The 22,505-nt window shown below is 65.1% G+C and carries 1 protein-coding gene (running past one end of the window); it reads left to right on the top strand.

Annotated features, from left to right (window positions below; all coding sequences use genetic code 11):
* Positions 1-22,505: the 3' portion of a LamG-like jellyroll fold domain-containing protein gene (locus MGMSRV2_RS20915; RefSeq protein WP_144084250.1), read on the top strand. 8,449 nt of this gene lie to the left of the window's left edge; only the last 22,505 of its 30,954 coding nucleotides appear in the window; its start codon lies beyond the left edge, outside the window; it ends in the stop codon at positions 22,503-22,505.

Genomic DNA, 22,505 nt, shown 5'->3' with positions numbered 1-22,505 from the left:
CCCAGGCCCAGGCCAATGCTGCCAGCCAGGTCAGCGCCGATGCCACCGCCCTGGCCACCGCCTTCGCCGGCTGGAAAAGCCAGGTCGATGAACAGGCCGCCCTGGCCGCCCGCCAGGCCATCGAGCAAGCCGCCGCCAATGCCGCCGCCGACGCCAAGAACGACAGCGGCAGCGGCAACGAAGACAATGCCATCACCGTCAGCGTGCTGGGCAACGACACCCGCGTCGATGGCGCAGGCCTTAATCAGGGCCGCATCGTCGCCTTGGGAGCCGCCACCAACGGTCAGGTCAAGCTGGCCGCCAACGGCACCGACGTCATCTATACCCCCAATGCCAATTTCAACGGCACCGACAGCTTCACCTACACCATCACCAACACGGTGGTGGTCAACGGCCAGACCCGCGTCACCAGCGACACCGCCACCGTCACCGTCACCGTGGCGGCGGTCAACGACGCCCCCACCCTGACCAACGACGTCGGCACCGCCATCAACGCCAAAACCAGCGTCACCATCGATGCCCTGGCCAATGATGCCGACGTGGACGGCAACACCCTGACCATCACCGCCGCCAGCAATGGCGCCAAGGGGACGGTTGCCATCGTTTCCGGCAAGCTGGTCTACACGCCGACGGAAAATCAGTACCTGTCGCTGAAGGCGGGTGAAACCGGCACCGACACCTTCACCTACACCGTCTCCGACGGCCAGGGCGCCAGCCAGACCGCTTCGGTGACGGTGACGGTGACCGGCACCAACGATCTGCCGGTGGTCAATGCCGTCAGCCAGACCACCGCGGAAGGTGCCTCGCTGCTGTTGCAGGCCTCCGATTTCAGCGCCGGTTTCAGCGACGTGGACGGCGATGCGCTCGGCAAGATCCGTCTGGCCTCGGTGCCGACGGCAAGTGAAGGCAAGTTGCAGATATTGGTGAACGGCACTTGGTCCGACGTCACCAGCACCAGTCTGGCCGCCAATCCGGTCGATCTGACCGTCGCTCAGTTGAACGCGGGGGAACTGCGCTTCGTCCCCGCCGACAATTTCGCCGGCAATGCCAGCTTTGCCTGGAAGGGCTTCGACGGCACCGCCTTCTCCACCGCCAGCGCCACCTTCACGCTGACCGTCAGCAACGTCAACGACACCCCCACCGCCACCGGCAACGCGGTCCTCAGCCAGACCGAGGACGTGGCCGCCACCGGCAGCACGGTGTCGTCCTTGTTCGCCTCCACCTTCAGCGACCCCGATCCCGGCGCCAGCCTGTCGGGCATCGTGGTGATCGGCAATACCGCCAACGCCACCACCCAAGGGGTGTGGCAATATTCCACCGATTCCGGCGGCAATTGGAACGCGGTGGGCAGCGTCGGCGACAATGCCAACGCCCTGGCCCTGTCGGCGGCAACCCAATTGCGCTTCGTCGCCGTCGCCAATTACAACGGCACGCCGCCGTCGCTGGGCGTGCGGGCCATGGATGACAGCTATGGCGGCCTGTTTACCAACGGCGCCATCCGGGTCACCCTCGCGCCCTCCTCCAGCACCGCCATCGCCCTGGCCAGCGGCTCGCTGACCACCACCATCGCCGCCGTCAACGACGCCCCGGTCATGACCGCCAGCGCCACCTTGTCCAGCGTCGTCGAAGACAACACCGCACCGGGCGGGGCCAGCGTGCTGGCCCTGTTCAACGGCAGTTTCAGCGATGTGGACAGCGGCGCCAGCCTGGCCGGCGTGGCCGTCATCGGCAACCCGATCACCGCATCCGGTGTCTGGCAATATTCCAGCAACAACGGCACCACCTGGGCCGATGTGGACGGCGTCAACGACAGCTCTGCCGCCCTGGCCTTGTCAGCGGCGACCAAGCTGCGCTTCGTCCCTGCCGCCGATTTCAATGGCGCCGCGCCGGCGCTGACCGTGCGCGGCATCGACAACAGTTATGCCGGCGGCTGGTCGGACAGCGCCGGCAGCCGCGCCTTGATCAATACCGCTTCTCCCGGCGGTACCTCGGCCATCGCCGCCAGCGCCACCGCGCTTTCCACCACCGTCACCGCAATCAACGACGCCCCCATCCTGAGCGCCGCGCGCACCGGTCTCGGCTTCACCGACGGCGCCATCGCCCTGCCCAGCACGCCGGCCACCCGCTTCGCCGGCAGCGACGATTTCACCATCGTCATGGACGTCAAGCCCGCCGCCGCCGGCACCATGCTGAAACAGGCGTCCTATAACGGCGAATTGGGGATTTTGACCGCCGTCAACGCCGACGGCTCGCTGGTGTTCGGCCTGGACAAGCAATCCACCGGTTGGCAATGGGGCCAGACCGCCCCCGGCGTGATCACCTTTGACCAGTGGTCGCAGATCACCATGGTGAAAAGCGGCAGCAACCGCGACATCTATGTGAATGGCGTCAAGGTTCTGTCGGATATTGTCGACGCCACCCATATGGGCGCGGCTGAGACCACCAACACCAACGGCCTGACCTTCGGCGTCCCCGAAGCCAATGGCGGCTTCGACGGCGCCTTGGACAGCCTGCGCCTGTACAGCACCGGCCTGGCCGAAGCCGATGTGATCAAGCTGACCCTGGGCCAACCGGTAACCACCGGACTGCTGGCCGATTGGCGCTTCAACGAAGGCAGCGGCAACACCATCGTCGATCTGAGCGGACAGACCGGCAATATCAGCTTGCCCGCCGCCTATGGTACCGTCGGCTGGACCAATACGCCGGTGACCGCCATCACCGTGACCGAGGATCACCCGGTCCTGGTCCCCGGCCTGTCGGTCAGCGATGTGGACAGCGCCGCGGGCGATGCCATGCAGGTCACCATCGGTGCCACCAGCGGCACCCTGACCATCGCCCAGACCGCTGGCCTCAGCGTGGTTGCCGGCAGCTTCACCGATGCCGGCGCGGTCACCTTCACCGGCACCAAGGCGGCCATCAATGCAGCCCTGTCCAGCCTGACCTATCGCGGCAACGCCAATTACAACGGCGCCGACCAGATCACCGTCACCGTCAATGATCTGGGCATGAGCGGTGCCGGCGGCGCCAAGACCGCCAGCAAGACCATCAATGTCACCGTCGCCCCGGTCAACGACGCCCCCAGCATGGCCAGTTCGGCCAGTCTGGCGGCGGTGAACGAAGACGCCACCACCCCTGCCGGTGCCACCGTCACCAGCCTGTTCTCCGCCGGCTTCACCGACGTGGACGGCGGCAGCATCGCCGGCGTGGCCGTCATCGGCAACCCGATCACGGCTTACGGCACGTGGCAATTTTCCAGCAATAACGGCACCAATTGGGCCGATGTCGGCGGCGTCAACGACGGCGCCAGCGCCCTGGCCCTGTCCGCCGCCACCAAACTGCGCTTCGTCCCCGCCGCCGATTTCAACGGCGCCGCGCCGACACTGACCGTGCGCGGCCTGGATTCCAGTTATGCCGGGTCGTTCTCCGACAGCACCGGCGCGCCGGTGCTGATCGACACCTCGGTCACCGGCGGTAACAGCGCCATCGCCGCCACCGCCACGGCGCTTTCCACCAGCATCACCACAATCAACGACGCCCCCACCCGGCTGGCCGTGACCGGCGCCGCCCAGTTCAATTTCGAAGGATTGGACACCACCCCCGGCAATACCCTGGACCAGCAGGGCGGCTGGCGCTCCAGCAGCCCCATGCATTCCGACCTGGGGGCATCGACCACGGTTGGCGGCTATACCGGCGGTGTCGCCTATACACCGGAAAGCCCGCAGGGCTGGCCCCTGGTCATCTCGCGCAAGAACGACGGCAACTTCGCCATTCCATCCATCCCGACCGGCGGCAAGCTGGTGATCGAATACGACACCACCCCCAATTACTGGGGCGCGCGTTTCGGCCTGGGCTACGACGCCAACAATGACGGCGACATCTTCACTGCCGCCGGTGCCGGCACCACCCTTGACACCAATGAAGCCAGCATCGGCGTCGCCTTCCGCCAGGAAGGCGGCGAACGGGTGGCGCTGTTCCTGGCCGATGGCAGCCAGACCGGCTGGATCAACCTGAACCTGACCAACGATTCCTCCGCCAATGGCTGGGTCCGTTTCCGCCTGGTGGTCGATACCGCCGCCAATGGCGGTCAAGGCGCCCTGAGTCTGGAATACAGAGAAATCAACCAGCCCGGCGGCGGCACCTGGACCAAGGTGTCCGGGCTGACCGACATCAACGCCCAATTGGGCGCCAACGCCGCCGATCCGGCCAACTGGAACACCATGTTCCTGAAGGGGGACAACGGTGAATCGCGGCTGGACAACATCACCCTCACCGCCATCGACGACGATGCCGCCACCATCCCCCTGGCCATCACCGGCGAGAACACCACCAGTCTGCTGATCAACAAGGCTTCGCTTCTGGCCAATATGGCCGACATCGACGGCGACACCTTGTCCATCGCCAGCGTCAGCAGCAGTGTCGGCACCGCCACCATCGACGCCTCGGGCAACGTGGTGTTCAATTCCGGCGGCAGCACCGCCGTCGAGGTGGCGCTGACCTATACGGTCAGCGACGGCCAGGGTGGCACGGTGGCGGGCAACGCCAACCTGCTGCGCGTTCCCTCCGGTTTCACCCTGAGCCAATTGCCCCAGGGCGAACAGCGTCTCAACACCACCACGCAATACGACCAGAGCGCCCCCGCCCTCACCACCCTGGCCGACGGCAGCGTCGTGGCGATCTGGGCCGGCACGCCGGATACGGGAACCGGCTACCGCATCATCGGCCAGCGTTTCGACCTGAGCGGGCAGAAGCTGGGCGACGAGTTCGTCGTCAACACCCATACCACCCCCGATCAATATTGGCCGGCCATCGATTCCCTGGGCGACGGTTTTGTCGCCACCTGGCAATCCTACGCCCAGGGCAGCGATCCCAATGCCGGCATCTATGGCCAGCGCTTCAGCCAGGACGGCACCAAGATCGGCGCGGAATTCCACGTCAACACCTACGTCACCAGCGACCAGCAGCGGCCCAAGGTGGCCGAGTTGAGCAATGGCGGCTTCGTCGTCACCTGGAGTTCCACCAACCAGGACGCCAGCACCTATGGCGTCTTTGCCCAGCGCTACGACGCCGCCGGCACCGCGGCGGGGGTTGAATTCCGCGTCAATATCACCGTTTCCGGCGACCAGTCCGTGCGTAGCGTCACCGGCTTGGCCGATGGCGGTTTCATGGTCGTCTGGCACGATGCTGGCTTGGACACCAATGGCTACGGCATCTATGCCCGCCGCTACAACGCCGCCGGCACTGCCGTTACGAACGAAATACGGCTGAACGACACCATCGCCTTGGCGCAGAAAGAACCGGCCATCGACGTGCTGGCCAATGGCGGCTTGGTCGTCGCTTGGCAGACCATGACCGGTGACGGCGACGGCAACGGTATCGCGGTGCGGCGCTTCGACGCCGCCGGCACGGCGCTGGGGACCGAGACCATCGTCAACACCACGGTGGCGGGTGAACAGACCCAGCCCCAGGTCGTCGCCTTGGCCAATGGCGGCTACGTCGTCGGCTGGGCATCCGCCAACAAGGACGGCGCCGGCATGGCGGCGGTGGTACGGGTGTTCGACGCCCAGGGCAATGCGGTCAGCGGCGAGATCCAGGCCAACACCTATACCAGCGGCGACCAAAGCGCGCTGATGCTGACCGCGCTGGCCGGTGGCGGCTTCCAGGCCACCTGGGTCTCCGCTGGTCAGGACGGGGCGGCGGGCGGCGTCTACGCCCAGCGTTTCAACGCCGACGGCACTCTGGCCGGTGGCCGGGTGTTGACCGGCGGCAGCGGCAACGACAGCGCCACCATCACCAGCCATTTCAATCTGGTGGATGGCGGGGCCGGCAACGATTCCTTCACCACCACTGCCGCCCTGGCCACTGGCGGCGCCACCTTCATCGGCGGCACCGGCACCGACCAGATCACCATCACCGACGCGGTTTCGGATACCACCGGGGCCATCAACGCCCTGCACGGCATCGAGAAAGTGGTGCTGGGCCATAGCGGCAGCGGCGGCCAGACCATCACCTTGAACGCCGAAACGGTCATCGGCGCCATCGACGCCTCGGCCTCCACCGCCGGAGTAACCCTGAACGCCGCCGCCCGCACCAATGCCACCACCCTGACCGGCGGCAGCGGCAGCGACACCCTGACCGGCGGCAGCGGCGGCGCCGACGTAGCCGGCTTTACCGGCAATGCCGGCGACTACCGCATCACCAACGCAGCCGGTACCCTGAGCGTCGCCGCCTTGGCCAGCGGCAATACCGACACCGTCAGCGGTTTCGAGACTTTACGCTTCAACGATGGCGACCTGACCGTGACCAGCACCGCCCTGTTGGGCAGTGCCGGCGCCAACACCTTGAATGTGGGCAGCGGTTTCGATTACATCGCCCTGGCCGACGGCGACGACCGCTTGACCGCCACCAACGCCACCGTGACCGGGTCGACGACCATCAATGGCGGGTTGGGGACCGACACCCTGGCCATCAGCGATACCGCCACCATCACCGACACCCATCTGGCGCGGGTGAATCAGGTGGAAACGCTGACCCTGCTGTCCACCGCCGCCAGCGCCCAAAGCGTCACCTTGGGCAATTCGTCGCAGAATGCCGGTATCACCAGCGTCGACGCTATAGCGGCCACCGCTTCCGTCACCCTGGACGCGTCCGCCCGCACCACCGGCATCACCTTGACCGGCGGCCATGGCGCCGACACCCTGATCGGCGGTGGTGGGGCCGATGTCTTCCACAGCCAGGGCAGCGGCACCTCGACCCTTACCGCCACCGACACCATTACCGGCCTGGGCAATGGCGACGTCATCCGCTTCAGCGGCATGGCCGGCATCGGTTACGACCCCAGCCAGCCCTTCGCCTTGAATCCCGGCGGCATCGCCGCCACCATCGCCGATATCACCGCCAGCGCCATCACCAACAAGATGGTGTTCTTCAGCAATGGCAGCGATGGCTGGGTTTACGTCAAGGGCGCCGGTACCGGCGCCACCAGCCATGACGGCACCCTGATCAGGCTGGCTGGCTTCGCCACCGCCCCCGCCGCCCTCCATTTCGACGGCATCACCGATGCCAGCCCGTCCGCCGCCATCGTGTTGCAAGCGCCCAGCGGCCTGGGGGCGCTGTTCAGCGGCGGCACCGAGAGCTATCTGAAGGCGGATTCCGTCTCCGGCCTGGGAGCCGGGACCGGCCTGACGGTGGAGGCCTGGGCCAAGTTCGACACCATCCCCGCCGGCAACAGTTCCACCTTGTTGTCCTATGTCGCTCCCGATGGCGGCAAGCTGACCTTGGGGGCGGATTCCGCCGGTCTGGTCACCGTCACCATCGACGGAATCAGCGCCACCATCACGCCCATGGTGATGGTGGATGCCAACTGGCACCATCTGGCGGTGACTTGGCAGTCCTCTACCGGCCAGATCAGCCTCTACAAGGATGGCGTCGCCGTGGGCAGCGCCAGCGGAATCAATACCGGTGGCACCATCGCCAGCGGCGGCACCTTGGTCATCGGCCAGGATCAGGCCTTCGCCGGCGGCGGCTTCAACCCCAACACCGCCTTGCGCGGCGCCGTCGATGACGTCCGGCTGTGGAACACGGTCCGCAGCGTCTTCCAGATTCGCGACGACCTGGACGGGGTGTCCAGTTCCACCACCGGATTGGTGGCCGGCTATGGCTTTGCCGACCTCTCCGGCAACACCCTGACCGACCTCAGCGGCAATACCAACACGCTGCAACGTTTCGGCGATCTGGCCCCGGCGGCGCTGTTCGAGATCAGCGAAGACATGCCGCTGGCCAACCTGCCGCTGCCCTTCGTCGATCCCGACGACATGTCGCCGACGGCGACCAGCTTCGCCGTCACCTCGACCACCGCCAACGGCAGTTTGACCGTCAGCCCCAGCGGTCAGGTCAGCTATGTTCCCAATGCCAATTTCAACGGCATCGACAGCTTCACCATCAGCATCACCGACGACCAAGGTGCCGTCAGCACCCGGGTGGTGGCCATCAAGGTCACTGCCGTCAACGACCTGCCGACCCTGACCGGGGCCACCATCGGCGGGGCCGCCGCCCTCAATCTGGGGCCGCAATCCCACGCCGAGACCACCTCCGTGGTCAGCACCGCCACCAGCGCCGTCACCATGGAAGTGTTGATCAAGGGCGCCCCCATGATCGGCACCGAACGGATCATCGCCTATAACGGCACCATCGGCACCAATGGCTATGGCCTGGTCGTCACCGATGACGGCCACCTGGGTATCCGTGTCGGCACCACCGTGCTGGAAGCCGCCGGCACCAGCACCTCGATGATGGCTTGGCAGCATGTGGCCGCCAGCTATAACGGCACCGCCTGGACCCTTTACGTGGACGGCGTGGCGCAAACCCTGTCGGCCACCAGCGCCGCCATCGTCACCCCCACCGGCGTGACCCAGATCGGCTCGGCCTCCATCATCGGCGACACCATCACCGGCTTCGAGGGCATGATCGACGATTTGCGGGTGTGGAACACCGCCCGCAGCGCCGCTTCCATCCAGACCGACATGACCCGGCAGTTGACCGGCGGCGAAAGCGGCTTGGCCGGCTATTGGCGCATGGATCACGGCAGCGGCAATGCCAGCGATCAGGCACCGGGCAACCATCCGCTGCTGATGTCGGCCGAGCCTCCGACCTGGATAACCTCGCCCGGCATGATGGCCGATAGCAGCCAGCGCCTGACCCAGGAAGAACGCGCCATCAGCGGTCACGTTACCGCCGCCGACGCCGATGGCGGCGCGCTGACCCTGTCGATCATGTCCGGCCCGGCCATGGGGTCGGTGATCATCACCCAGGACGGCGACTGGACCTATACCCCACCAGTCGATTGGCCGACCATCACCGGGTCGAGCGAGACCTTCACCATCGAGGCCACCGACACCCAGGGCGGCAAGGCCAGCAAGACCATCACCGTCACCGTCAATTCGGTCAACGACGTCCCGGTGTTGCTGAACAACGTCACTCTTGCCCCCATCGAAGAGGACTGGACCCCGACCATCGCCGTGGATGGCGCCCAAACCGTGTCGTCCATCTTGCCGCACCATGCCGCCTTCGATGCCGATTTGCCGGCCATGTCCCTGGGCATGGCAGTGGTGACGGCAGACAACAGCCACGGCACCTGGCAATACAGCCTTGACGGCGGCGGCACCTGGGACGATTTCCCGCCGGTCAGCACCAGCGAGGCCCTGTTGCTGTCCAGTTCCAGCGCGGTCCGCTTTGTCCCCGATACCGAATATAGCGGCACCGCCAGCTTCGGTTTCCGCGCCTGGGGCAATGGCTCGGGCATGGCCGGCGACACCGTCGATGTGGCTGCCGACACCGCCTCGTTCAGTGCCGCCACCAAGATGGCGACCATCACCGTCAGCGCCGTCAACGATGCCCCCACGGTGGCCGGCTCCGCCCCCATCCTCGACACCTTCGACGATCCCAGCCTGGGTCCGCAATGGCGCGTGGTCGACGGCACCGAGAACAGCGACGACAGCGTCGTCGTCATCGACGGCGTGGTCGAGCTGACCAACCGCGAGCTGTTGAACACCAGCGGCCAGTATCGCGGTACCGCCGCCAATCCGCTGACCTTCACCGGCAAGTTCGAGGCCAGCGCCGATGATCTGCTGTCCATCGTCCTGCGCAGCAGCGGCCAGCCCGATGCCGGTTTCTACGGATCTCCGACCCACGGCATCACGCTCAATGTGGTGTCGACCAACAACAACATCACCATCGACGGCCTGGGCGGCGCCGCGGTCACGGGTATCGCCGGCGACGGCAGCCTGACCTGGGTCGATGGCCACATCTACACGTTCAAGGTCATCGATGACGGCAGCGATATCACCTTTACCGTCATCGACACCACCGATCCGGCCAATACCGCCAGCCTGACCGCCAGCAGCGATTTCGCCCCCGCCACCAGCTATGTGACCATCCATAACCGCGAATGGACGGAAACCGGCGGCGACCACAGCATCGTCTTGGATGATCTTTCCATCCAGAACGTTCTGCCGACCATCACGGTGACCGAGGATATCGCCTTCACCGGCACGCTGACCGCCAGCGACGAGGGCGCGGTCACCTTCGCCCTGATCGGCCAAGCCGCCAACGGTACGGTCAGCCTGAACGCCAATGGCAGCTATACCTATAGTCCCGACCGCAATTATACCGGCGCCGATTCCTTCCTCTATTCCATCACCGATTCGCAAGGCTTGGTCTCGACCGCCAGCGCCAGCATCAACGTCACCGCGGTGGATGATGCCTTCACGGTCATGGGCGCCGGCACCCGCAATTCCCATCTGACTCTGAGCGGCATCGACGCCCATGCCGACGCCGGCGACGTCTTCACCGTCGGCACCGGCGACTTCACCATCGAAGCCTGGATCAACCCGGATGCGATGATGGCCAGCGGCAATCCGGTCATCCTGGCCAAGGAATACGGCGACAGCGACCAGCGCTTCCGCCTGTTCCTGGACAACGGCAGGCTGACCTTCATGGCCGGCGATGATGCCGATGGCCTGGGCATGAACGGCGTCTATGAAGTGCAGGCCGATACCGACATCGCCCTGACCGAATGGTCGCATGTGGCGGTGAGCCGCAGCGGCAACACCTTCAGCCTCTATATCGACGGCCAGATGGTCGATTCCGCCGTCAGCACCGCGACCATCAACATCAACACCGACGCGCCGTTGCTGATCGGCGCCACCGCCGGCATGCCCATGGAAGGCTACCCCGCCGGTGTCACCGACACCTTCAGCGGCGCCTTGGACGACATCCGCCTGTGGACCACGGCGCGCAGCCCGCTCCAGATCGCCCAAGGGCTGCACAGCACCTTGGCCGGCAACGAAGCCGGACTTTACGCCAACTGGACCTTCGAGGGGGTCGATTACAACGACATCTCGGTCGCCGACCGCGCCGGCGGCAATCAAAAGCTGGAACTGAACGACGCCCATGTGCTGGCCCCGCCGGCCAATGCCATGACCTTCATGGGCGGCGACGGCCTGCACGCCAATCAGGTGGTCACCGCCACCACCGGCAGCCTGACCATGGAAGCCTGGGTGAAGTGGGATGGAAGCGCAGGCGGGCAGTACATCGTCTATCAGGGCGATTCGTCCTTCAACGGTTTCGGCCTGCTGATCGACGATACCGGAAAATTCGCCGGTCTGGCCGGCGGCAATGGCTGGGTCAATACCGACACCAGCGCCAAGGTCGGGGCGTGGCAGCACGTGGCCGCCACCCATGAAAACAACCAATGGCGTTTCTACGTGGATGGCGAAGCGGTGGACATCACCGCTGGCCGCAACACCGCCTTCGCCCCGGCCCAGGGGCACACGGCCATCGGCTCCACCGCCGCCGGCACCGAGGGCTTCCACGGCCAGATCGGCGAGGTCCGCATCTGGGATGGTTCGCTGACCCAGGCGGATATCCAGGCCAACATGAACGGCCCGCTCTCGGGCAATGAAATGGATCTGGTGGGCTATTGGCCTCTGGCCGGTGGCAATCCCGATAACGTGGCCGGCGCCGGCATGGTCGACGGCGCTACCTGGACCGCCCCCACCGGCACCGGCCTGGGGATCGAGAACGTCACCCAGGTTATGGATTTCGACGGCAGCAACGACAAGGTGATGCTGGGCGACACGCCCTCCATGTTCAACACCGCCACGGTGGAAGCCTGGGTCAAGCTGGACAGCCTGACCGGCACCCGTACCATCGTCTCGCATGGGGGCGAATTCGACCTCACCGTCACCGCCGACGGCAAGCTGCACGTGGACGCCACGGGCGCCAACGGCATCACCTATTCCATCGCCTCCAGTGCCACCCTGGTGACCGGCCAGTGGTATCACGTGGCCGCCGCCTATAACGGCCCCGTCAACAACATGGTGCTTTACGTCAACGGCAACTCGGTCGGCGTCACCGCGGTCAGCGGTCCGTTGATGGACGGCGAAGGCGTGCGCTGGGTGGCCGGAGCCAGCGTCAATGACGGCGTCGCCAGCAATTTCCTTGACGGCCAGATCACCGATGTGCGGGTCTGGGACGAGGTTCTGACCCTGGGCACCATCCAGGGCCAGATGAACATGCGGCTGTCGGGGACCGAACTGGGTCTGGCCGGCTATTGGCCGCTCAACGACGCCCGTGCGGTCGTCGACAATCTGGTCGGCGATATCGGCGAGGCCGGCCAAGCCACCTTGCTGGACGGCGTGTCGTGGGCCACCCCCAGCGGTCTTGCCCTGACCGACAGCGCCAAGGTCGCCAGCTTCAGCGGCGACGGCGACCGGGTGATCACCAACAGCAGCGTCGCCTTTGCCAGCACCACCATGGAAATGTGGTTCCGGGCCACCGATAACGGTCAACAGCGCGGGCTGATGAGTACCTATCGGATCGACGATGAAAACCGCATCTCCGTCCGTCTCAACGACAACGGCAGCATCACCGCCGTGGTCGCCGACGCCGCCGGCAACGCCATCGCGCTGACCTCGGACAATATCGACCTGGACCATGATGCCTGGCACCATGTGGCGGTCAGCTTCGACCCGACCAGCAACACGCTGAAGATCTACACCGACGGCGTCTTGCACGGCGACACCACCGCCGGATCGGTCATCGGTACGGTGACCCCCACCGGCACCTTAAGCGGCGATATGCATTTCAACGGCCCGCTGGTGGTCGGCACCAGTGCCGCCGGCATGAACAACTTCACCGGTGAAATCACCGACGTGCGGGTGTGGGATTCCGTCCGCACGTTAACTCAGATCAACGATTACAGCGGCCAGCGCCTGTCCGGCAACGAAGGCGGCCTGCTGACCTATCTGAAGCTGAATGACGGCAGCGGCAGCGTCGTCACCGATTTCGCCAATTCGGGCGACAACCTTGTCGCCATGGGCGGCACCGTCTTCGGCGCCCCCACCGGCACCTTGCCGTTGGCCAATGCTGCTACCGTCGCCAAGTTCGACGGCGACAACGATTTGCTGCGCAGCAGCAGCGTGATCCAGATGTCGTCGCACACGGTGGAAACCTGGCTGCGCACCCCGATCGGCTATGCCGAGGACTGGGCCGGACTGATCTCGCTGACCGATCCGGCCAATGCCGGGCCGGCCAACTGGATGCAGATGACCATCAACGGCAGCGGCGGCATCTCCGTCGAACTGGCCGATGACCAGTCGATCTCGACCGCCAGCGCCAGTGCCATCAATGACGGTGCCTGGCACCACGTGGCCTATACCTACGATGCCGCCGCCAAGACCGTCTCCATTTATGTGGACGGCACCTTCAACGGCGCCGTCACCAACGCTGCCATGCCTGCCGCTGCCAGCTTCAACGGGTTGGTGCTGATCGGCACCAATCGCGGCGGCAATGGTTTCGCCAACGTGGAAATGGCCGATGTGCGGGTGTGGGATCAGGCCCGCAGCGCCCAGGACATCGCCGGCAATTGGGATTCGCGCCTGACCGGCGACGAAACCGGGTTGGTCGGCTATTGGCCGCTCAACGACGCCGCCGGCACCTCGCTGGTCATCAACCAGGCCGATCTGTCCGACAGCGTCGGCATCCCGGTCACCACCACCAGCCTGATCACCGACGAAGACACGGCGCTGACCGGCGTGGTCATGCCCCATGACCCGGACAGCGACGGCAGCTACACCTTCACCGCCACCACCGCGCCGACCAATGGCAGCCTCAGCCTGCATGCCGACGGCACCTTCGTCTATGTGCCGAAATACGGCTATGTGGGCGCCGACAGCTTCACCGTGCAGGTGGCCAACGGCGTCAACAGCCCGGTCAGCAAGACCTTCAGCGTCACCGTCGCCGACACCACCGAAATCATCGGCACCACCCAGGCCGGCGGCTTCGCCAGCTTCGACGGCATCGACGACGTGGCCACCGCCCAGATCAATCTGGGCAATAAATCCTTCACCTGGGAATTCTGGGCCAACCGCACCACCACCGATGCCGACATCATCCTGAGCCAGGAAGGCGGCAGCGCCTTGCATGTCGGCTATGGCTCAGGCCAGACCTTCGTCTACAATTTCTGGGGCAGCGATCTGTCCTATACGGACAGCACCAACAATGTGGGTGAATGGGTCCACTGGGCCGGTAGCTACGACACCGGCACCGACGAACGCATCTTGTACAAGAACGGCATCGAGGTGGCCCGGACCAGCATCCCCACCAGCTTCACCGGCAGCACGACGCTGAGCCTCGGCGCCTTCAACGGCGGTTATTATAATGGCCAGTTGGACGATGTCCGCATCTGGCAGGGCGTGCGCAGCGCCAGCGAGATCGCCGGCAATTTCGACCGCCCGCTGGCCGGCGATGAAGACGGCCTGATCGCCAACTGGACCTTCGACGGCGCCGAGCCGGGCGACGACCATGCCGGCGGTGACACCTTGCTGGCGGCCAACGGCGCCACCGCGCCGACCATCATGGCGCCGCCGGCCCAGGCGGTGGAATTCACCAGCACCGGCGCCCTTCTCAATGTCGGCAGCCTGGCCACCACCCAGACCAGCAATATCACCCTCGAGGCCTGGGCCAAGCTCGACACCGCCAATCCGTCGGCGTCGCAGGTCATCGTCTATAACGGTAACGCCGCCGCCGGCAACGGCTTCGGCATCAGCGTCTATCAGGGCGTGCCGGCCATCTGGGCCAGCGGCAGCGCCAACCTGACCGCCACCTCGGTCACCGTGGATACGGGCGAGTGGCATCATTATGCCGCCGTGCGCAACGGCAGCACCTGGTCTCTGCTGATCGACGGCGTCCCCGTCGCCCTGAGCGGCACCACCACCGCCACCCCGGTCACCGCCACCGGCACCACCACCATCGGCGGCGTCATCGGTGCTGAGCATACTTTCCTGGGCGACGTGGCCGATGTGCGGGTGTGGAACACGGCCCGCAGCGCCAGCCAGATCAATGATTTCATGAACGAACGGCTGGACCCGGTGTCCACGGCCAATCTGGCCGGGTATTGGCGCCTGGACGACATGGTCAATGGCGCGGCCCCCGATTCGTCCACGGGCAACCATGACGCCACCGTCGTCGGCAGCGCCCACAGTGTCGATGTTCTGGCCCCCATCACCGCCGATTCGTTCCACGTCGAGGTCAACGAGAGCTACAGCGGTCGACTGGCCGTCTGGGATGAGGACCAGGGCAGCGCCGAAATGGTCTGGGTCACCCAGACCAACGCCACCACCGCCCATGGCGGCACGGTGACGGTGTTGGCCGATGGCCGCTTCCTCTATAACCCGGCGGTCAATTATGCCGGCAACGACAGCTTCACCGTCCAGATCAACGACGGCGGCGCCATCACCAGCAAGACCATCACCGTCATCGGTGAAAGCGACCTGACCATCCTGGGCACCCGCCAGGAAAGCGGCGTGCTGCGTCTGGACGGTACCAACGACCATGCCACCGCCGGCGGCACCATCGATCTGGCCAACAAGTCGTTCAGTTGGGAATTCTGGGCCAACCGCGCCTCGTCCAACACCAACGACTTCGTCCTCGGCCAGGGCAGCATCGGGACCGGGACCGGCTTGCAGGTCGGCTACAGCGCCGGCAACATTTTCACCTATTCGTTCTACGACATCGACATGAACTATGTCGACAGCACCAGCAATGTGGGCGAATGGGCGCATTGGGCCGGAACCTACGACGCCGCCACCAACACCCGCATTCTTTACAAGAACGGGGTCGAGGTGACGCGGGATGTCACCAGCGGCGATTATACCGGGTCGGGCAGCCTGCTGGTCGGCACCACCAATTGGGCCGACAATTGTTTCAACGGCCAAGTGGACAATATCCGCATCTGGTCCGACGTGCGCACCGCCAACGAGATCGCCGACAACTACACCCGCACCATGGAAAGCAGCGAGCCGGGGCTGGTGGCAAACTGGACCTTCGATTGGGTCAATGCCGCCGGCACCAGGGTCGAGGACCGCGCCAATTATGACAACCCGTTGACCCTGAATAACGGCGCCACCGTCTTCGAGGCGCCGGAACGCGCCCTGGTCTTCTCGACCGATGGCCAGAACGTGGCCACCGGCAGCGTCGTCACCACCCAGACCAACAATTTCACCCTCGAGGCCTGGACCCGCATCGATGCCACCGATGGCGGCCAGCAGATCATCGCCTATAACGGCGCGCCGGGCGGCAACGGCTTTGGTCTGGTGGTGCAATCCAGCGGCGAGATCGCCGTCTTGATGGGTGGGGTCAGCTATCTGTCCAGCTCGCTCAATGCCAGTTCGCTGCTGGGGCAATGGCACCATCTGGCCGCCGTGCGCGACAACGGTATCACCACGCTGTACGTGGACGGCACCGCCTATGGCCTGACCAACAACACCACAACGCCGAACACTCCCAGCGGCGTCTTCAAAATGGGCGGCGACGCCGCCGATGCGGCCCACACCCTGAAGGGCGCCCTGGCCAATGTCATCGTCTGGAATCAGGCGCTGACCCCGGCCCAGGTGCAAGGCGCCGTAGCCGGTGACTTCCCACTGGCCGAAAGCAGTCTGGCCGGTGCCTGGCGCCTGGACGGCGCCACCAGTGCGGGCCTGATCGACGATTATGCCGTGGGCGGGCACAACGCCAGCATCAGCGGCACCCCCAGCTTTGTCGCCGTCGCCGCCCCCACCTTGGCGGAAACCGTGTTCGAGGCCGAGGAATCGCACACCGTCGCCGGCAATCTGGTGGCCACCGATGACGGCCACCCGATCACCTGGACCACCCAAACCAATGCGGTAACGGCGGGTGGCCACGGTCGGGTCACGGTCAGCGCCGACGGCAGCTTCGTCTATACCCCCGATACCGGCTTCGCCGGTGACGACAGCTTCACCGTCACCGCCAGCAGCCGTGGCGTCACCACCACCCACACGGTCATGGTCGACGTCCTCGACAGCACCTTCATGCTGGGCGCCAATGCCGCCGGCCCGGCCCTGCAATTCGACGGCAACGACCGCCTCCAGGCCACTCTCAGCACTCTGCAGGTGGGCTCCGGCTTCACCGTCGAGGCCATGATCAACCCGTCGGTCACCACCGGCGCCCGTCACGACATCTGGGGCCTGAGCCAGGGTGTCTATCGGCTGGCCGCCTATGTCAGCGCCAGCGGCACCCTGACCCTGGGCTGGAGCACCGACGACGGCACCACCTTCGGCGGCAGCGTCGCCGGGCCGCAGATCAGCGCCGAGGCCTGGACCCATGTGGCGGTCAGCTTCGACAGCGGCACTGCCAATGTCTATGTCAACGGCAGCCAAGTCGCCAGCGTCGCCGTGCCGTTCACCCAGTTCGAGTATTCCGGCCAAAGCTTCATGGTCGGTTCGACCGGCGGCAGCACCGACTGGATCGGCCAGATGGATAATGTGCGGCTGTGGCAATATGCCCGCGACGCCGAGGACATCGCCGACAATTGGCGCCTGAAGGTGCCCGAGAATTCCGATCACATGATCGGCAACTGGACCATGGAGGATATCACCGATGGTCTGGTGTTCTCGTCCACCACCTATGGCCAAAGCCTGACCCTGGGGACCAGCGGCACCAATGATGCCGCCGATCCCACCCGCATCAACCCGCCGGGCACGGTGTTGGACCTGAACGGCAGCGGCCAATACGTCACCACCAACATCACCAATGCCATGACCAGCGACTTCACCTTGGAAGCCTGGATCAACCATGACGGCGACAGTGCCTATCGCCCCATCCTGTCCAAGGGCAGCGGGTCCAATTACGCCGCCGAACTCAACCTGCAAGTCAACAGCGCCGGCAATCTCAACTTCTTCATGGGCAACGGCGGCGATTACGGCGTCTTGGTCGATGGGCCGGCGGTTTCCGCCAATGCTTGGCACCATGTGGCGGTAACGGTCAGCGGCACCACCGTGACCTTGTTCCTGGACGGCAATCAGGTGGGCACCGGCACCTTCGCCGGCACCCGGCAGGCCACCGCCGCCGCCCTGGAAATCGGCCATTACTTTAACGGCGACGACCAAAGCTGGAATGGCCTGATCGGCGATGTGCGCCTGTGGAACACCGCCCGCAGCCAAAGCGACATCCGCCAGACCATGAACGCCCGCCTGGGTGCGGACGAGCCCGGCTTGCAGGGCAATTGGCTGTTCGACGACATCTCCGGCACCACTGCCCCCAACTTTGCCGACAACGCTTTGCCCAACGGCACCTTGGTCGGCGGCCCGACCACCGTCACCGCCAAGCCGGCTTCCTTCGACGACCTGATCACCTTGCGCGAGGATGCCAGCTATCACGGCAAGATTCTGGCGCTCGACGACCAGGGCCAAGCCCTGACCTATTCCCTGCCCGGCGGCACCACCACCGCCCATGGCGGCACCATCACCCTGGCCGCCAACGGCACCTTGACCTATACCCCCGCCGCCGACTGGTCGGGCACCGACAGCTTCGTCGTCGCCGCGGTGGAAACCGGGGTGACCGGGGCAACGCCCACCACCCGCACCATCACCGTGGTGGTCAGCCCGGAAAACGGCCCCCCCACCGCCAACTTCCTGGGTGGCGACCAATATTGGGACGAGTCCACGAACTGGAGCGCCAATGCGGCGCCCGGCAGTGAAACCGCGGTCACCATCACCGGTACAAGCGCCTACGTCACCAGTGCCGCCAACGCCGGTTCGGTGGTCATCGGCAATGCCGGCGACCTGAACCTTTATTCCGGCACCCTCACCGTCCGTAACGGCATCGTCGTCCAAAGCGGCGCCACCGTGGCGCTGAGCGGCGGGACTGGCATCACCGGCAGCGGCACCATGGCCAATGCCGGCAGCATTGTCGGCAGCGGTGCCACGATCAATCTGGCGGTTGCCAACACGGGCAGCATCGCCGTCGGCCTGATGCCGTCGGCCTCCACCTTGTCGTTTGCCGGTCATATCAGCAATACTGGCACCATCACCGTGGACAGCGTCGGCTACAACAACACCTTGCAGATGCTGGCCGGTGCCGTCTTGACCAACCAAAGCGGCGGCGTCATCACCTCCAGCCACTGGGGGGCGGCCAGCGTCAACACCATCACCGGCTCGCTGATCAATGCCGGCGGCACCTTGAACATCGATTACGACTTGTCGCTGACCGGGGCCGGCGTAACCCTGAGCAGCGGTACCATTGATGTCGCCAGCGGCCAAACCCTGTTCATCAGCGCGCCGCTGACCTTGTCGGGCAACAGCCTGAGCTTTACCGGCAGCGGCGAAATCAGCCTGACCGGCACCCAGACGGTGACCATCAGCGGGGCCGGCTTCACCTTGCTGGCCACCAACACGGCGCAAATGTATCTGGATGGCGCCATCACCATCCAAGGCGGCACCTTCACCAATGCTGGTGCCCTGACCATCGCCGATGCCAACGACACCTTCAATTCCGTCTTCGTCAATGCCGCCGGCGCCACCTTGCGGCTGGAGCAAAGCGCGATTTCCGCCGGACTGGTGTTCAACGACGATTTCGCCAATTACGGCCAGTTGCGCCTGACCGCCGCGTCCGGGGCCACCGGCGGCGGCAGTGCCGGCATCAGCATGACCGGCAGCAAGGTCTTCACCAACTATGCCGGCGGCGAGATCTATTCCAGCACCGGCAGCGATTCCATGGGCCAGCGCGTCATCAACGGCAACGTCACCAATGCCGGCGGCCTTATCAACGTCAATTACGACCTGACCATCAACAACGGCCAGAACAACACCTTCGCCATCAATTCGGGCACCATCGATATCGCCCAAAACACCCACCTGTTCGTCTCCGGCGGCGCCACCCCCCATTCCGCCACCACCCGTCTGACCGGCACCAACATCACCTGGGCCGGTACCGGCGTGATGGATTTGCAAGGCCAGCACGATCTGGTCATCGGCAGCGGCGGCTATACCCACACCGCCACCGCCGACCAACTGTTCATGTCGGGCGCGGTGGATGTCAGCGGCGCCGATTTCACCAATGCCGGCACCTTGGTTCTGTCCACCAACAACGACGTCTTCCACGCCAATCTGATCAATGCCGCCACCGGTACCCTTCGCGTCGACCAGAGCGAAACCGACCAATCCACCAACGTCACCTTCGACGGCGCCAGTTCCGACATCACCAATGCCGGCAGCTTCATCATCAGCGACGACGTGAACGACGCCTATAATTCCGGCCTCACCATGACCGCCGGGGCGGTCCTGACCAACCAGGCCGCCGGCACGCTGTCGGTGGAGGGCAGCGACAACGATTCGTTCATCAGCGGCGGCGGCGTGGTCAACCAGGGCAATATGAAGCTGCACTCCAGCTTGGCCCTTAACGGCGGCGCCACCTTGACCAACAGCGGCACCTTGTGGATGGGCCTGAGCCGATCGCTGTCCATCGCCGGCACCGCCTTGACCAATAGCGGCACCATCACCGGCCTGGGCACTCTCAACCTGATGGGCGCCGCCTTCGCCAATACCGGCACCCTTGACGCCGGCGTAACCGAATCCGGTATCCCGCAGATGAACGGCACCATGACCGTCATCGGCACCATGACACTGGCCGCCGGTTCCACCGTGGCGGTGGATGTGGGCTACAATTCCGGCCTCAGCGCCGACCGCGTCCATGTCATCGGCGACGCCACGTTGGGCGGCACCGTCGCCTTCGATTTCTACGGCTATGTGCCGGAAAACGGCCAAACCATCACCGTTTTCACCAGCACCGGGACCATCGGCGGCACCTTCGCCACCATCACCCACGACCTCGGGGCCGACTGGAATGCGGCGGTGAATTACACGGCCAGCAGCGTCACCGTCACCTTCACCCTGGCCGCCGGCACCAGCAGCATCTGGACCGAGGGCGCCACCCCCGCCAACGGCGACGTGGCCATCATCACCACCGGCGACATCGCCATCATGACGGCGGGCAGCCTGACCCTGGACGGCTTGCGCAGTGCCGGCACGCTGGACCTGAACGGCGGCACCTTGACCGTCAACGGCGCCACCACCTTTACCAACAACAGCTCTCTGGCGTTGTCGGGGACCGGAATATGGGCCGGCAGCGGCGACATCCACAACCACGGCATCCTGACCCTGAACGGCGGCACCTTGGGCGGCACCGGTACCGCCTATGTGGCCATGGACGGCCAGATCGCCATCACCGGCAGTTCGGTACTGAACCGTCGCCTGGAAATCGACAGCGCCATGGCGCAACTGAATGGCGGCACGTTGTCGGGCACCGGCACCTTGGCAGTGACGGAAGACGGCATGTTGACCGTGCGCGGCAACAGTACCCTTTCCACCACCCTAAGTCTGGCTGCCACCCCGGATTACGCCGGCACCATTGAAATCCTGGCCGAGAGTGCGGCGTCGCGCCTGACCCTGACCAAGTCGTTCACCAACGATGGTCAGGTGTTGCTGACCTCCAGCGGCGTGGCCGGCCATTCGGCCAGTCTGGCGCTGAGTGCCGGCACCTTCACCAACGCTCATTCGTTCACCAGCACCTCCAACTCGGTGCTGAACGTGTTGAGCGCCACCACCATCAACACCGGCACCATGCAGATCAACGGCATGGGGCTGGATTTCGCCGGAATCAGCCTGACCAACGCCATCGGCGGCGTCATTTCCGTCGCCGATATCAGTACCTTGGACATCAACCGGGCCGGGGCCAGCTTCATCAACAACGGCACGTTGGAAGGCTTCGGTACCATCGACGTCACCGGTGCCAGTTTTACCAATAACGGCCTGCTGCGCGGCGGCGATGACCAGGTTGTCGGCTCGCTTGACATCGACGGCACCGTCACCTTGGGCGCCAATTCCACCGTCGAGGCCTATGTGGGCAGCAATAACGGCATGGATTTCAGCACTTTGGTCAATATCGACGGTCAGCTGAACCTGAACGGTATCCTGCATATCACCGGCACCGGCAGCGACCTGGACGGCAATACCCAGGTGCTGAGTTGGGACAACGCTTCCGGCAGTTTCAGCGATATCGTCGGCTTGGATGCGCCGCTGGCCGGGGGCTGGGCCTATGACATCCGCTTTGACGGCAACGGGATCCACGTCGGCACCCTGCATCAGTCGCAATACGAAACCACGGGCGATGATTTCATCCAAGGCAGCATGGGCGCCGAAGCCCTGGCCGGCGGGGCCGGCAACGACACCTTGTTCAGCGGTGGCGGCGGCGACGTCATCTTCGGCCAGGACGGCAACGACACCATCGTCTTGAGCGACACTGACGTCCACTTCGTCGATGGCGGTGCCGGCATCGACACGCTGTCGTGGTACAGCCCCGGCCCGCTGGACCTGACCGCCCTCCGCGACGAGTTGATCCAGCGCGTCGAAATCCTGGATATCGGCCATGCCTCGGTCACCCTGACCGCCGCCGACGTGCAGGCCATGACCGAAGGAACCAACGGCTTCACCAACACCGCCAACACCCTGGTCATCAACGGCAATGGCGGCAACGTCGATTTCGACGATGGCGCCTGGACCAGCGGCACCAACCAGACCATCAACGGCGACAGCTATGCCGTCTATTCCAAGGACGGCGTCTCGGTCTATGTGGAGGGAACGGTCAGCGTTTGA

It is taken from the genome of Magnetospirillum gryphiswaldense MSR-1 v2 (genome assembly GCF_000513295.1).
In the GTDB taxonomy this organism is placed as follows: Bacteria; Pseudomonadota; Alphaproteobacteria; order Rhodospirillales; family Magnetospirillaceae; genus Magnetospirillum; species Magnetospirillum gryphiswaldense.
This window is presented reverse-complemented; position numbering and strand designations above follow the sequence as displayed.